Consider the following 14762-nt stretch of genomic DNA (forward strand, 5'->3'; position numbering starts at 1 on the left):
GTGGACGGAGTTAAATGCCAGTTTGTCAATACGAACGGAATCACGCTCCACGTTGCAGCCGCAGGACCGGAAGACGGCCCGTTAATTGTCCTGCTCCATGGATTTCCTGAGTTTTGGTACGGCTGGAAAAATCAAATCAAACCGCTTGTTGATGCGGGTTACCGGGTCATTGCTCCTGATCAGCGGGGCTACAATCTCAGTGACAAACCGGAAGGAATTGATTCATATCGGATTGATACATTAAGAGATGATATCATCGGGCTTATTACGCAATTCACTGATGAAAAAGCAATTGTCATCGGTCATGACTGGGGAGGGGCTGTCGCATGGCATTTGGCTTCCACACGCCCGGAATATCTTGAAAAACTGATCGCGATCAATATCCCGCACCCGCACGTCATGAAAACCGTAACGCCGCTTTATCCGCCGCAATGGCTGAAAAGCTCGTATATCGCATACTTCCAGCTCCCCGATATACCGGAGGCATCACTAAGGGAAAATGATTATGAAACATTAGACAAAGCGATTGGATTATCCGACCGTCCCGCGCTTTTTACATCCGAGGATGTCAGCAGGTACAAAGAAGCGTGGAAACAGCCGGGCGCGCTGACAGCTATGCTGAACTGGTACAGAGCCCTCAGAAAAGGAAGCTTGGCAGAGAAACCCTCTTACGAAACAGTACCTTACCGAATGATCTGGGGAATGGAAGACCGCTTTTTGAGCAGAAAGCTTGCGAAAGAGACGGAAAGGCATTGCCCGAATGGACATCTCATCTTTGTTGATGAAGCTTCCCATTGGATTAACCACGAAAAGCCAGCCATCGTCAATCAGCTGATTTTGGAATATCTTAAGAACCAATAAGCTAAAATTTCTCTCCATCCGTCTGTCATAATGGCAGACTTTTTCTGTGCGTTTTTTTCATAGTCTGTTTTAAACATGACAAAATAACATTAAAAATCATGAATGTCACCATAAAATTGTAACAAAAAACAGGTTTAAACGACTTTAAAAAAAGGAATAGCCTTACTGAAGATTTGTGTAAAACTCCCCTAAGGCAATACTTAAAAAGAATAATAAAAAGAAGGTGCCTTAATGAAGCAAGGATTAATCTCGATTATTATCCCGTCTTACAATGAAGGGTATAATGTCAAACTCATTCATGAATCTTTAAAAAAGGAATTTAAAAACATTCATTATGACTATGAAATATTCTTCATAAACGACGGAAGTGTTGATGACACGCTTCAGCAGATCAAAGACTTGGCAGCGACGTGCAGCCGGGTAAAATATATATCTTTTTCTCGAAACTTTGGAAAAGAAGCCGCAATTTTGGCGGGCTTTGAGCATGTTCAGGGCGAGGCGGTTATTGTCATGGATGCCGATCTGCAGCATCCGACATATTTGCTGAAGGAATTTATCAAAGGCTACGAAGAAGGGTATGACCAAGTCATTGCTCAAAGGAACAGAAAAGGGGACAGCTTTGTCCGCTCACTCTTATCATCTATGTATTACAAGTTCATTAATAAAGCGGTTGAAGTCGATTTGCGTGACGGTGTCGGTGACTTCAGATTGTTAAGCCGCCAAGCTGTGAATGCACTTTTGAAGCTGAGCGAAGGAAACCGCTTCTCAAAAGGCCTTTTTTGCTGGATTGGCTTTGATCAGAAAATTGTATTTTATGAAAATGTCGAACGAAAAAACGGCACCTCCAAATGGTCGTTCAGCAGTCTGTTTAACTACGGAATGGACGGCGTCGTTTCATTTAATCATAAGCCGCTGAGATTATGTTTTTATACAGGCATTTTCATCCTGCTGCTTTCCATCATTTATATCATTGCCACATTCGTTAAAATTCTGACTAACGGTATTTCTGTGCCTGGGTATTTCACCATTATCTCAGCAGTGTTATTTCTCGGCGGAGTACAGCTGTTAAGCCTCGGAATTATAGGCGAATATATCGGCCGAATCTATTATGAAACAAAAAAACGCCCGCATTATTTGATCAAAGAAGCGAATATCCCGAACAAAGACCTGCCTGAAACGAACGAATTAAAAAGCATGCGGCGTCTGACAAAAATGCACTGAAAATACCAAGCGCCATTGGCAGTGCTTTTTTTGCGTGTCTATTATCTTAAAAGCAAGACTGGAGAATTTATATGAAAAGAAAACATATCATGATCTATGCGGCCAGTTTGCTGGTGTCCGTTCTGGCACACGCTTTTTTTGTGAAAGAATGGGCGGAAGGCAGGTATATGACAGGTCCGGGTGACGGGCTTGCGCAAATGATCGTATTTAAAAAATTATTATTTGACCAATATACACACGGGAATTTTTTCTACAATTATTCATTCGGACTTGGCGGCGGCACATTCAGTCAGCTCGGCTATTATTTTTCTGCTTCTTTTCTTTTTCTTGCTGTGTCTGCCGCTGTTTGGCTGCTTCAAGCCGTCCAGCTGATCGGAGAAGCGGATACGCTTTTTTGGGCAGAGTCAGCTGTTTTTATCAGTATTTTCAAATTGAGCTTGATCATCTTTACGTCCGCTTCTGTTTTTCATTATCTTCTCAAGCACAGGGCGGCATCGTTCACGGGAGCCGTGTTATACGGCGTCTCAATTATTTATTTCCGTCACGAAGCGTATTGGGAATTTTTCACCGATACAATGGTTTGGCTTCCGCTGCTTGTGCTTGGTGCAGAAAAAATTATTAGAGAGCGGCGTCCGGCGTGGTTTATCGTTGCGTGTTCGCTGACGTTAATCAATAATTTTTACTTTGCATACATAAACCTTATATTCATCGGAATCTATTTGCTGTTCAGATGGCTGATCCGTTTGGAACCACATGAAGAGAAAAGATGGATTCAAATCAGATTATTTCTGGTTTCAGGCTTCATTTCTTTTGGCATCAGTGCGGCGGCGTTTGTGCCCGTAGTATACGGTTTTTTAAACAACCTGCGCCCTCCATACAGCCAGAAAATAGAGTGGCTCAATTTCGATGATAATATCTTATTTTCGAGCCGGATCATCATTGTGCCGGCCGCTTTTCTGCTGTTTTTGTTTATTATTTCTTTTTACAAAAACCGTGTATTTCGTCTCTTTGCCGGATTGAGCCTGCTGTTTATTCTTTTTCATTTCAGTCCGTATGCGGCAAGCGTCTTTAACGGTTTTTCCGCCCCGCAAAACCGGTTTGAATATGTTCTGGCCTTTACCATTGCGGGAGCAGCTGCGGCTGGTTTGTCACAGCTGTCTGAATTGAAACGGAAAGAACTGCTCCCGGCCGCAGCTGTCGTCCTGCTTCTTTACTTGTATCATATCCAAAGGTATAAGCTCGATATATGGAAGCCTGCGAATGAAAGTATTCTATTGCTCTTACTCATGACAATCGCAGCCTTGTTTGCTGCAGCTTTTGCGAAAAAACGGGCAAAAATGGCTGTGTACGGTATAATCATTCTTTCTTCGCTGTTTGTCGCCAACTCCTATCAAAAATACGCGCTCTCAGAAGGCGGCGATTTGGACAGTGTGACAAAAGAATATCTTACAAGTGAGGAATACAGAGGGCGGGAATCATCTGAGCTCATCAGACGTTTACAGAAGGAAGACGATGACCCGCTCATGAGAATCGACTGGATGAACGGGGTCCGCAATAATACGCCAATCATTTACGGATTTAATGGCTTCAGCGCGTATTCCAGCATTTTAAACAAAGATCTGCTGGCCTTCTATTGGAATGATTTAAGCATCGATATGGGCAGGGAAAGCGTCAGCCGTTACGCGTCATTGGGAGACAGGGCGAATTTATACAGCCTGCTTTACGGCAAATATTATATGACCGAAAAAACAAACGAAGCCAGCGTCCCGTACGGCTTCAAAAAGCATTTAGAAACAGAGCATTATGCAGTTTATGAGAATCAGTACATGCTTCCATTCGTTAAAACAGCGGATGCCATATACAGCGAAAGTGAGCTGGACCGATTGCCCGCTCTTGCGAAAGAACAGGCGATGCTGAAAGGAATTATATTAAAAGATCCATCAGGAAAAACGGAGCAGACACCAAAACCGTCCAATTTGATCACCAAGTCGGACATCACCGCAAAACAAGCCCAGTATCAAAACGGGCTGCTAACCGTAACTGGAGAAAACGGAGGAGAGCTGATCATCACCCCGAAACAGCCATCATCCGCTCCGGGAGACTACTATGTCAGCTTTTATTTGAAAAGCAAAGCAAAAGACAAAGGATTTACATTAAAGGTAAATGATTATGTCACAACAAGGAAATCGAACAAATCGATCTATAAAACCGGAGTAAATAATATAACGGTAAGAGTGCCTAAATCAGGCCATATCTCAATCAATCTTCCGAAAGGAACCTATGAGCTGAGAAACATAGCGCTCTATGAAGAAAATTACCAAACGCTGAAAAACGCTGTAATGCAAAATAAAACAGAGAAAGCAGACAAACTGAATTGGAACAAAAATCGACTGACCTTTTCCTATCATCTGTCAAAAGACCAGTACATCATGCTTCCGATCCCATATGAAAAAGGCTGGGAGCTGAAGATCAACGGAAAAACACAGAAGATCGAAAAAGCGGATTATGCTTTTATAGGCTTCAAGGCGCAAAAGGGAGACAATCACATTGAGCTGACTTACTATCCGCCATACTTCAAAATATCGGCGATCATATCTCTCGTCAGTCTGCTGCTTGCTGTTTTTTATATAAGACGTAAAAAGCCCGGCTCTATATAGAGCCGAGCTTTAATTTTTTCTGAAGTTTTTCTTCGCTGAATATCCATCCCGTATAGGATGAACGAATCGTGAGATCATGGCCGATATGAACAATTGCGACAAACGGATAATGGCCTTTGCTCCGATAACGCAGGTCGATAAATCTCACCTCATAATGATCTTTAAACGTATCCACTTCCCACCGGTATACCGGAGAAAAGGACAGAAACGCCGCGATGTTATCATCCTGCTTTGCCGCATGCATTACATCGGTTTCAGGAACAGGCACCCGATTAAATGTATCCAGAATCACGACATGTCCTTCCATGCTTCTTCCTACATAGAAAGCATGTGCTGTCGTCACTGCGATTCGCCATTGCCTGAATTTCATCGTTGGAGAAATAATAATGCTTTCGATCTCATCATGAATCATCTCATGAAGCTTCCGTTTAATTCTCAGCTGCATGATCAGGCGCACCAAGTAGTAGCCTGCCAATATGATATATAAGCTGAGAAACGTGATGCCGGGACTCCCGCCTGCATACCAAATCGCGATAGCTGCCAGATGGCTGATAAAAATAAACGGATCAAACGTATTAATCAGCCCGAGCGCAACCCATTTTTTCGAAAACGGACGAATGGCTTGTGTTCCATAGGCGTTGAATATATCAACAAAGACATGCAGAACGACTGCCAGCAGTGTCCACAGCCACAGGTGCAGAAAATCGGCCTGAGGATAAAATAAATACAGAATCGCCGGGATGATGACAGACCAAAACAAAACGGCGGGAATTGAATGGGTAAATCCTCTGTGATTCCTTATATAAACAGCATTGTTTTTAAGCTTTAACACAGTATCAATATCCGGAGCCTGAGAGCCCGCAAGCGTTGCGATCATAACAGCGTGAGCCATTGCCGGATCTGATCCGACAACAGGATCAAGCGTCGCAATACCGCCCAGTGCGATGCCCATAACGACATGTGTGCCCGTATCCATAGGTGACCTCCTTGCAGGGTGATCCTGCACATTCACTTTGTAAGAAATTCCCCATTTTCATATACCCAATTTTTAAACTGATTCAATCGTTCTCATATGTTTCCGCTTTTTCTTTATTACTATTTAATGTAACATATTATCGTACTGTGCCCTTAGTGTACAACAAAAAACAGTCTAAAGAAAAGCGGGGCGCGAAAGACTGGGGAGAAACACATATGAACGTACTTGAAGACAAATTAAAACAAAAAGACATACAGCAATTTCGCGATGATTTAATCTCATGGTTTGAACGAGAGCAGCGCGTTTTGCCGTGGAGAGAGGACCAAGATCCATATAAAGTGTGGGTATCTGAAGTGATGCTGCAGCAAACGAGAGTAGAGACAGTGATTCCTTACTTTCTGCGGTTTGTGGAACAATTCCCGACAGTGGAAGCGCTCGCTGATGCTGATGAAGAAAAGGTGCTGAAAGCATGGGAAGGGCTCGGCTATTATTCGCGAGTCAGAAACCTGCAAAGCGCGGTAAAAGAAGTGAAACAGGAATACGGCGGCATTGTTCCTCCAGACGAGAAAGATTTTGGCGGGTTAAAAGGCGTCGGCCCTTATACAAAGGGAGCGGTGCTCAGCATTGCCTACAATAAACCCATTCCCGCAGTTGACGGAAATGTGATGCGTGTCATGTCCAGAATTCTATCTATTTGGGATGATATTGCCAAACCAAAAACAAGAACGATCTTTGAAGACGCCATACGAGCTTTTATTTCCAAAGAAAAACCATCTGAATTTAATCAGGGCTTGATGGAGCTTGGAGCATTGATCTGTACGCCAAAATCACCCTCATGCCTGCTATGCCCGGTTCAGCAGCATTGCTCAGCATTTGAAGAAGGCACTGAACGGGAGCTTCCGGTAAAAAGCAAAAAGAAAAAGCCCGGGATCAAAACCATGGCCGCGATCGTACTGACTGATGAAGACGGACAAGTGTATATCCACAAACGGCCGTCTAAAGGTTTGCTCGCCAACCTGTGGGAATTCCCTAATCTTGAAACACAAAAAGGGATCAAAACTGAGCGTGAACAGCTCATTGCTTTCTTAGAAAACGAATATGGCATACAAGCTGATATCAGTGATCTGCAAGGTGTAGTCGAGCATGTTTTCACCCACCTGGTATGGAATATTTCAGTGTTTTTCGGTAAAGTAAAACAAGTGTCGGATACCAGCGAGCTGAAAAAAGTAACGAAAGAAGAGCTCGAACAATTTGCGTTCCCGGTGTCACATCAAAAAATCTGGAAGATGGCAGTAGAAGCAGCCGCCATCTCGGCTGCTCCGTAAACCATTCTTAATCGTAAGAGACGCGCGTGCCGTGGCTGTAGTCCGCTTCATTGCGCTTCATTCCGCCGCGCGCTTCAATTTCTTGCGTTAATTCCCGGTATTTTGATTGGCCTTCTTCGTTCAAATAAGGCATAATTTGCTGAAAGGCATGATGAAAATAAGCGAGTTCACTGTTCTTCCAATCTTTTTTGGAAACCATGTTCAATTCGCTCATATCACGTCCGACATACATAACAGAAGACCCCCCTTTAAAGTTCTTGCCATTATTGTTTGTGGAAATAAAAGAACTATACGCTACAAGGAGATGAGGAAAAATGGAACAAAATAAATGTGCACTCGTAACAGGAAGCAGCCGCGGTGTCGGAAAAGCGGCCGCGATCAGACTTGCTGAGAACGGCTATAACATCGTCATTAACTATGCACGCAGCAAAAAAGCAGCATTAGAAACAGCGGAAGAAATCGAAAAGCTTGGCGTTAAAGTGCTTGTCGTAAAAGCAAACGTAGGACAGCCTGCAAAAATCAAAGAAATGTTTCAGCAAATTGATGAAACGTTCGGCAGACTTGATGTTTTTGTCAATAATGCCGCTTCAGGAGTACTAAGACCTGTCATGGAATTAGAAGAAACACACTGGGACTGGACGATGAATATTAATGCGAAAGCATTGCTTTTCTGCGCTCAGGAAGCTGCCAAGCTAATGGAGAAGAACGGAGGCGGGCATATTGTCAGCATCAGTTCATTAGGCTCTATCCGCTATCTTGAAAACTACACCACGGTCGGTGTATCAAAAGCAGCGTTAGAGGCTTTAACCCGTTATCTTGCCGTTGAGCTTTCACCAAAACAAATTATCGTCAATGCTGTTTCAGGCGGAGCGATCGACACAGATGCGCTGAAACACTTCCCGAATAGAGAAGATCTGCTTGAGGATGCGCGCCAAAACACGCCGGCGGGACGCATGGTCGAAATTAAAGACATGGTTGATACTGTTGAGTTTCTAGTGTCTTCCAAGGCTGACATGATCCGCGGACAGACAATTATCGTTGACGGCGGACGCTCACTGCTCGTTTAAAAATTTTTAAAAAAGAGGAATAGCTATACGATCACCTGCACATTCTAATGACCGTGGAGGTGATAACAATGGCTAACTCAAATAACTTCAGCAAAACAAACGCTCAACAAGTTAGAAAACAAAACCAACAATCAGCTGCTGGTCAAGGTCAATTTGGCACTGAATTTGCTAGCGAAACAAACGCTCAGCAAGTCAGAAAACAAAACCAGCAATCAGCTGGACAACAAGGTCAATTCGGCACTGAATTCGCTAGTGAAACTGACGCACAGCAGGTAAGACAGCAAAACCAATCTGCTGAACAAAACAAACAACAAAACAGCTAATCACTGAAACAGAAAAAAGCACTTCATCTTCGGGTGGAAGTGCTTTTTTCTGTTTGAAAAACGACAAAACTTGTGGAAGGTCTACAGAATGAGTCAAAGGGTTTGCTTTATGGAGATCGAAATGATTAAAGGAGGAAATGTTTATACTTTCATCAGGCTGAAGGAGGAACCGATGACCGAATTTGAAAAGCTGGTAAGTGAACAGATGAAAACGATGGATAAGCTTCTCGATCTCCAATCAGAGCTCGACCGCTGCAAACAAATTGAGGCGGAACTCCGGCATTTGGAAAGGGATGCAAGGCTGCGTGGGATTCAGGCTGAAATTGCGGTAAAACGGAAACACCTTGCCGATATACAGGATATGTTTCAAAAGCAGACAGAGCAGGTCATTCGTTCATATCGCAGCTCAGAAAAGCCGTCTTCCTTTGTGTAGTGCAGGAATGTGCCATTCCCCGGCCGGAATGGCTCTTTTATTTTCATTTTTCAATTTGTAACGTTATAATAGGTAAAAGACGTTGTCGGTAAGCAAATTTGGACATACTAACTGTAGGGCTTTATAGAAAGTAGGGGAGAAATATGGGCTATCCCAAGGAAGGAGAAACCATTCAAATTCACAGCTATAAGCACAACGGGCTGATTCATAGAATTTGGAATGAGACAACAATTTTAAAAAGTACAGAAATGTGTGTCATCGGAGCCAATGACCGGACGATGGTAACCGAATCAGACGGCCGGACATGGATAACCAGAGAGCCCGCAATCTGTTATTTTCACGCAAGACAATGGTTTAATGTCATCGGGATGCTGAGGGAAGACGGGGTTCATTATTATTGCAACATCAGTTCTCCGTTTGCCTATGATGGCGAAGCAATTAAATATATTGATTATGACTTAGATGTTAAGGTTTTTCCTGACATGACCTACAATATTCTCGATGAAGACGAATATGATGATCATCGGAAAGCCATGAATTATCCAAAGGAAATCGACAGTATTTTAAGAGACTACTTAAATACGCTGCTCCATTGGATTCACCAGCGTCAGGGACCGTTTGCGCCCGAGTTTGTCGATATGTGGTATGAACGGTATCTGCGCTATACAAAATAATGGTTACGTAAAAACCTGTTGCGGGGTACAACAGGTTTTTCACATGGGCTCACACACATCATGAGAAAGAGAGAGGGGGAATCAACGTGGGGGTTATGAAACGTTACATGCAATTCGTCAAACCTTATAAGAAGCAAATTTTCGTTACAGTGTTAATCGGGATCGTAAAATTCTCCATTCCGCTTGCTCTCCCATTGCTTCTGAAGTACGTAGTTGACGACATTATTCAAGGAGGCGGCACGGCCAGTGACAAAACCACGTCATTGTTCACGATTATGGCGATCATGTTCGCCTTATTTTTAATTTTGCGCCCGCCTGTTGAATATTACCGGCAATATTTTGCCCAGTGGACTGCCAGCAAGGTGCTTTATGATATAAGAGCTAAGCTGTTTGACCATATACAAAAACTGAGCCTTCGTTTTTACGCGAATACAAGAACAGGGGAAGTCATTTCCCGAGTGATTAATGATGTAGAACAAACAAAGGATTTCGTCATCACAGGGCTGATGAATATATGGCTCGATATGCTGACGATTTTGATTGTAATTTCTATCATGCTCACACTGGACGTTAAATTAACGCTGATCTCTATCGTTTTATTCCCATTATACGGAATATCAGTGAAGTATTTTTACGGCCGTTTACGAAAGCTGACAAGGGAGCGCTCACAGGCTCTTGCTCAAGTGCAGGGGCATTTGCACGAACGAATTCAAGGCATGCCTGTCATCAGAAGCTTTGCGATAGAAGATCATGAACAGGCTCAATTTAATGAGAAAAACGGTCATTTCTTAGATAAAGCCATCCGCCACACGAATTGGAACGCCAAAACCTTTGCGGTCGTTAATACCATTACAGATTTGGCGCCGCTCATCGTCATAGCGTGCGCCGGGTATTTTGTCATTAATGGACCGCTGACAGTCGGAACAATGGTCGCGTTTGTCGGATATATTGACAGAATGTACAACCCTGTTAGAAGGCTGATCAATTCCTCTACAACTTTGACACAGTCAATCGCATCAATGGACAGGGTGTTTGAATTTATTGACGAGCCCTATGAACTCACTGACAAACCAAATGCGATAAAGGCCGATCAGATTCGCGGAGGAGTGGAGTTTCAAAACGTTTCGTTTCAATATGAGAAGGACAAAGAAAATATTCTTCATGATGTATCCTTAAAAGTAAATAGAGGAGAAACTGTAGCTCTCGTCGGCATGAGCGGAGGAGGAAAATCAACGCTCGTCAGCCTGATCCCAAGATTTTATGATGTAACAAGCGGCAGACTGCTGATTGATGGGATGGATATTCGCGATTATGAAGCAAGAAGCCTTCGCAACCAGGTTGGTATGGTGCTTCAGGATACCTTTTTATTTAGTGAAACGATTCGGGAAAATATCGCGATCGGCAAGCCTGATGCCACACTTGAAGAGATAATCGAAGCCGCCAAAGCTGCAAATGCCCATGAATTTATCATGAGTTTTCCAGAAGGATATGAGACCCGGGTGGGAGAACGAGGCGTTAAGCTTTCAGGCGGACAAAAGCAGCGGATCTCAATTGCGCGGGTATTCCTGAAAAATCCGCCGCTCCTCATTTTAGATGAAGCTACATCAGCTCTGGATTTGGAAAGTGAGCATTACATTCAAGAAGCGATGGACAAACTGGCGAAGGATAGAACAACTTTTGTTGTCGCCCACCGTTTATCGACAATCACCCATGCGGATAAGATTGTTGTCATGGAAAACGGCACAATCATTGAAATCGGAACCCATGATGAACTCATGGACTATGAGAGCCAGTACAAGCACTTATTTACCATTCAAAATTTGAACTAAAACATCAATCTTATATCCTTTTAACGAAGGATATAAGATTTTTTTGTATATAAAAAAACCCGGCTGTTTAACCGGGTTACTCTTCTGTTTCTATTTCGCAGTCTTTCGGATGATACGTTTGAAAACTTGTGATAAGTGTTTCTAAATGTTCAAGCTGCTCGCGATATTCCACGGCGCTTGCCATAATATTGAGCATGTTGTAATCAATAAGCTCCTCATCCGTATTCTGCTGATTTTTTAAAAATGACTTTGTTAAAAGCTGCTTATACCGGATGCCTTCTTCAACCGCGTCATCATGCGGCTTGATTTTTCCGACAAACCTCATCAAAATCCGTTCGTGCCAGTAAAGCAGGTAATCAAGTTCTTCAGTCAATGTTTCCTGAAACTCTTCCGGCATATGATAGATCTCGTTTTCCAGACGATGCAGCTTCTTCAATGTATCAAGCGCCCGATTTGCAGTAATAATGGCCTGTCTGAACAGGACAAGCTTTCTTGATTTCACATAAGTGGTTTTCTTAAAGTAACTTCTTTCTTCTTTATATAGAAGATATGTCTGATCAAGCTTGATCATTTTTTCTTTCAGTTTTTCAATATCCTCTTTCAAAATCGAATGCTCTGTCGACTGCCGCATGGACAATCTGATCCACTTCATAATTTCTTCGGTGTTTTCGACGGTATTATGAATCAGCTTTGTTTCGTACTTAGGAGGCAAAAACACAAGGTTGACGATAAAGGAAGAAAGCACCCCTAAGATGACTGTGCTTGTTCTGATCAGCGCGAACATTAAAAAGTCGTCACCGGCAGATTCTAATATCGCAATGACTGTTACAAGAGCAATTGAAATTGTATGTTCAATTTTAAGTTTCAGCATGATTGTAATGACAATAACTGCTGTTAACCCGATCATAATCGGGCTGGGTCCGAAAATAAGGCCGAACACTGTGGCAATCACAGCTCCGATGATATTTGCTTGAACCTGGTCAATAATAATGAGAAAAGAGCGGTAAATCGACGGCTGGATCGCAAATATCGCTGCAATTCCAGCGAAAATCGGCGCGGGAAGCCCGATCCACGAAGCCAAATAAAGGGCAAGTGTAATCGCAATCCCGGTTTTGAAAATGCGGGCACCAAGTTTCATTGGTTTGTGCGTGCATTCCTTTCTATAGTAAATTGTGTGACATAGCAAATGGGCTAATCCTTAAAATTCCCGGTTAGTTTATTTGCTAAACAATTAAGTAATATACAGGGATCGATACAAATATTCAAGCTATTTTTCTAGAAAAAGACCAAAATCTTACACGTTGTTTGATTCCATAAAAAAAACAGGAGCTCAAAGCTCCTGTTCAAGGTATTTGATTCTAGTTTTTTAGATGTTTAAATGCATCCTCGACCGCTGTAAGCGTGTCTTTAATATCCTGCTCTGTATGTGCTGTGGTAATAAACCAAGCTTCATACTTAGAAGGTGCTAAATTAATTCCGCGTTCCAGCATCAGCTTAAAAAACGTAGCGAATGTTTCTCCGTCACTCCGTTCAGCCTGCTCGTAATTTTCCACTTTCTCATCAGAGAAATATACCGTGAGCGCACCTTTTAACCGGTTGACCGTAATGGTGATGCCGTGTGTTTCTGCGTGCTTCAAAATGCCTTCCTCAAGCATAGCGCCAAGGTGATCAAGCTTTTCATACACGCCTTTTTCTTTGAGCACTTCCAGACAAGCGATGCCTGATAGGATGGAAGCGGGGTTCCCTGCCATTGTTCCTGCCTGATAAGCAGGTCCTAGCGGAGCTACCTGCTCCATGATTTCTTGTTTGCCGCCATAGGCGCCAATCGGAAGTCCGCCGCCGATAATTTTCCCGAGTGCTGTTAAATCTGGTTTCACCTGTAAGAGATCCTGCGCGCCGCCATACATAAAGCGGAAAGCCGTAATGACTTCATCGTAAATAACGAGAGCGCCTGCATTATGTGTCAATTCATTTACTTTTTCTAAGAAGCCCTCTTTCGGCTCCACGATACCGAAGTTGCCGACAATCGGTTCAACGAGAACCGCCGCGATTTCACTGCCCCATTTATCAAGAGCCGCTTTATAGCTATCGATATCATTAAATGGTACTGTGATCACTTCGTTTGCAATGCTTTTCGGTACACCGGCTGAGTCTGGTGTGCCAAGAGTAGACGGGCCGGAGCCTGCGGCGACAAGCACAAGGTCCGAATGCCCGTGATAACAGCCCGCAAATTTAATGATTTTTGTCCGGCCTGTATATGCGCGAGCCACGCGGATGGTCGTCATAACGGCTTCTGTACCCGAATTGACGAATCTTACTTTGTCCATAGCGGGAATGGCTTCTTTGAGCATCTTTGCAAATGTAACCTCGTGTTTCGTTGGTGTTCCATACAATACACCGTTCTCTGCCGCTTTTTTAATCGCTTCTGTAATATGCGGGTGGGCATGTCCTGTAATAATCGGACCGTACGCCGCTAAATAATCGATGTATTTGTTGCCGTCCACATCCCAAAAATAAGCGCCGCTTGCTTTCTCCATTGCAACAGGAGAACCGCCGCCGACTGCTTTATATGATCTAGACGGGCTGTTTACACCGCCGACAATGTGCTGTAATGCCTCATTGTGAAGTTCAATTGATTTTGTATGCAAGAATAAAAACCTCCTATATCTCCATGCGTCCTTTCTATTGTAGCATGCTTCCGAACAAGAACAATGGCTTCGGGCTTCAGATTCAGCTGAGATGGTTGTAATCTGGACAAGAATTGGATACGCTTAATAAAAAACATCCGGAGGTAACGTAATGACTATAGAAATCGGACATAAAGCGCCTGATCTTGAGTTAAAAGGTGATCATGGGGAAACAGTAAAATTATCGGATTATAAAGGAAAGTACATCGTGCTTTATTTTTATCCAAAGGACATGACACCGGGGTGTACAACTGAAGCATGCGATTTTCGGGACAGTCACGAAAGCTTCGCTGAACTGGATGCCGTCATTATCGGCGTCAGCCCGGACAGCCAGGAAAAACACGGAAAATTTAAAGAGAAGCATAACCTTCCATTTCTGCTTCTTGTTGATGACGAGCATAAGCTGGCGGAAGCATTTGATGTGTGGAAGCTGAAGAAAAATTTCGGAAAAGAGTATATGGGAATCGAGCGTTCCACTTTTTTAATTGATAAAGAAGGCCGGCTCATTAAAGAATGGAGAAAAGTAAAAGTAAAGGACCATGTAGCCGAAGCGCTTCAAACCCTCAAAGATATGTCGGAAAAGTAAATCTCTATGAGCCTATGCTTACTTTTACCCTGATATCAATTGACAAATTATCGTAGAAAGAGTTACACTAATTATAAACATTACAATGTAAGAATTTTTTTTAGAAGAGAGGTGCATGACGGA

15 protein-coding genes (1 of these 15 running past the window's edge) are annotated in these 14762 nt (G+C 43.1%); 11 read left to right on the forward strand and 4 right to left on the reverse strand.

The annotated features are described in order from the left end of the window. From ephM to NSU05_RS04510, 3 genes are all read left to right on the forward strand, one after another. Positions 1-861, forward strand: a complete 861-nt coding sequence (gene ephM, locus NSU05_RS04500; protein WP_014479220.1) for an epoxide hydrolase EphM — start codon at positions 1-3, stop codon at positions 859-861. A 231-nt stretch (positions 862-1092) separates the two neighbouring features. Continuing rightward, a complete protein-coding gene (locus NSU05_RS04505; RefSeq protein WP_003244113.1) occupies positions 1093-2082 on the forward strand; it encodes a glycosyltransferase family 2 protein in 990 nt (329 codons plus the stop codon). A gap of 71 nt (positions 2083-2153) precedes the next feature. Then, positions 2154-4739 (forward strand): YfhO family protein, encoded by a 2586-nt coding sequence (locus NSU05_RS04510; RefSeq protein WP_038428651.1) that lies wholly within the window; start codon positions 2154-2156, stop codon positions 4737-4739. Here NSU05_RS04510 and NSU05_RS04515 read toward each other — a convergent pair. Continuing rightward, positions 4732-5715 (reverse strand): metal-dependent hydrolase, encoded by a 984-nt coding sequence (locus NSU05_RS04515; RefSeq protein ID WP_014476212.1) that lies wholly within the window; start codon positions 5713-5715, stop codon positions 4732-4734. The two genes, NSU05_RS04510 and NSU05_RS04515, sit on opposite strands and share 8 nt — an antisense overlap. Before the next feature lie 215 nt (positions 5716-5930). On the opposite strand from NSU05_RS04515, the gene mutY reads away from it, so the two are divergent. After that, entirely contained in the window at positions 5931-7040 is a 1110-nt protein-coding gene (gene mutY, locus NSU05_RS04520) for an A/G-specific adenine glycosylase (protein ID WP_015252513.1), read from the forward strand. A 7-nt stretch (positions 7041-7047) separates the two neighbouring features. Here mutY and NSU05_RS04525 read toward each other — a convergent pair whose 3' ends face one another. Then, a complete protein-coding gene (locus NSU05_RS04525; RefSeq protein WP_003233542.1) occupies positions 7048-7272 on the reverse strand; it encodes a hypothetical protein in 225 nt (74 codons plus the stop codon). Between the two features lie 82 nt (positions 7273-7354). Between NSU05_RS04525 and fabL the strand changes: the two genes are divergently transcribed. The 5 genes from fabL to NSU05_RS04550 all read left to right on the forward strand — a co-directional run bounded on the left by fabL (position 7355) and on the right by NSU05_RS04550 (position 11366). Beyond that, positions 7355-8107, forward strand: coding sequence for an enoyl-[acyl-carrier-protein] reductase FabL (gene fabL, locus NSU05_RS04530; RefSeq protein ID WP_003223262.1), 753 nt, complete (start codon positions 7355-7357; stop codon positions 8105-8107). A 68-nt stretch (positions 8108-8175) separates the two neighbouring features. Further along, the gene (gene sspE / locus NSU05_RS04535) at positions 8176-8430 is read left to right on the forward strand and encodes a gamma type acid-soluble spore protein SspE (RefSeq protein ID WP_003233541.1); all 255 of its coding nucleotides are present in this window, start codon (positions 8176-8178) and stop codon (positions 8428-8430) included. 172 nt (positions 8431-8602) lie between these two features. After that, on the forward strand, positions 8603-8863 hold the full coding sequence (locus NSU05_RS04540) for a YgaB family protein (RefSeq protein ID WP_003242708.1): 261 nt from the start codon (positions 8603-8605) through the stop codon (positions 8861-8863). A gap of 143 nt (positions 8864-9006) precedes the next feature. Next, a complete protein-coding gene (locus NSU05_RS04545) occupies positions 9007-9537 on the forward strand; it encodes a DUF402 domain-containing protein (RefSeq protein ID WP_003223272.1) in 531 nt (176 codons plus the stop codon). Between the two features lie 86 nt (positions 9538-9623). Then, entirely contained in the window at positions 9624-11366 is a 1743-nt protein-coding gene (locus NSU05_RS04550) for an ABC transporter ATP-binding protein (protein ID WP_038428652.1), read from the forward strand. A gap of 76 nt (positions 11367-11442) precedes the next feature. On the opposite strand, the gene NSU05_RS04555 is transcribed toward NSU05_RS04550, so the two are convergent. Beyond that, positions 11443-12504 carry an aromatic acid exporter family protein gene (locus NSU05_RS04555; protein WP_003233537.1) on the reverse strand — a complete coding sequence of 354 codons (1062 nt, stop codon included), beginning with the start codon at positions 12502-12504 and terminating at the stop codon, positions 11443-11445. A 220-nt stretch (positions 12505-12724) separates the two neighbouring features. Then, positions 12725-14014, reverse strand: a complete 1290-nt coding sequence (locus NSU05_RS04560) for a glutamate-1-semialdehyde 2,1-aminomutase (RefSeq protein WP_029317453.1) — start codon at positions 14012-14014, stop codon at positions 12725-12727. Between the two features lie 151 nt (positions 14015-14165). Here NSU05_RS04560 and bcp point away from each other — a divergent pair, with 151 nt between their 5' ends. Both bcp and perR read left to right on the forward strand, forming a co-directional pair. Continuing rightward, positions 14166-14639: a thioredoxin-dependent thiol peroxidase gene (gene bcp, locus NSU05_RS04565; protein WP_029726836.1), complete on the forward strand. Its 474-nt coding sequence runs from the start codon at positions 14166-14168 to the stop codon at positions 14637-14639. Positions 14640-14761: 122 nt separating this feature from the next. Further along, position 14762: a 1-nt sliver of a peroxide-responsive transcriptional repressor PerR gene (perR, locus tag NSU05_RS04570; protein WP_003223285.1), read on the forward strand. The gene runs 437 nt beyond the window's last position; only 1 of the gene's 438 nt is visible here; the start codon is cut by the window's right edge — 1 of its three bases falls inside, at position 14762; its stop codon lies off the right edge, out of view.

Source organism: Bacillus sp. EU52 (assembly GCF_037964975.1).
GTDB lineage: Bacteria > Bacillota > Bacilli > Bacillales > Bacillaceae > Bacillus > Bacillus subtilis.

What these genes read in the sequence shown, in the direction of transcription:
- NSU05_RS04505 (WP_003244113.1), top strand. Translation starts at nt 1,093, where the DNA reads ATGAAGCAAGGATTAATCTCGATTATTATCCCGTCTTACAATGAAGGG.
- NSU05_RS04510 (WP_038428651.1), top strand. Translation starts at nt 2,154, where the DNA reads ATGAAAAGAAAACATATCATGATCTATGCGGCCAGTTTGCTGGTGTCC.
- NSU05_RS04515 (WP_014476212.1), bottom strand. Translation starts at nt 5,715, where the DNA reads ATGGATACGGGCACACATGTCGTTATGGGCATCGCACTGGGCGGTATT.
- mutY (WP_015252513.1), top strand. Translation starts at nt 5,931, where the DNA reads ATGAACGTACTTGAAGACAAATTAAAACAAAAAGACATACAGCAATTT.
- NSU05_RS04525 (WP_003233542.1), bottom strand. Translation starts at nt 7,272, where the DNA reads ATGTATGTCGGACGTGATATGAGCGAATTGAACATGGTTTCCAAAAAA.
- fabL (WP_003223262.1), top strand. Translation starts at nt 7,355, where the DNA reads ATGGAACAAAATAAATGTGCACTCGTAACAGGAAGCAGCCGCGGTGTC.
- sspE (WP_003233541.1), top strand. Translation starts at nt 8,176, where the DNA reads ATGGCTAACTCAAATAACTTCAGCAAAACAAACGCTCAACAAGTTAGA.
- NSU05_RS04540 (WP_003242708.1), top strand. Translation starts at nt 8,603, where the DNA reads ATGACCGAATTTGAAAAGCTGGTAAGTGAACAGATGAAAACGATGGAT.
- NSU05_RS04545 (WP_003223272.1), top strand. Translation starts at nt 9,007, where the DNA reads ATGGGCTATCCCAAGGAAGGAGAAACCATTCAAATTCACAGCTATAAG.
- NSU05_RS04555 (WP_003233537.1), bottom strand. Translation starts at nt 12,504, where the DNA reads ATGAAACTTGGTGCCCGCATTTTCAAAACCGGGATTGCGATTACACTT.
- bcp (WP_029726836.1), top strand. Translation starts at nt 14,166, where the DNA reads ATGACTATAGAAATCGGACATAAAGCGCCTGATCTTGAGTTAAAAGGT.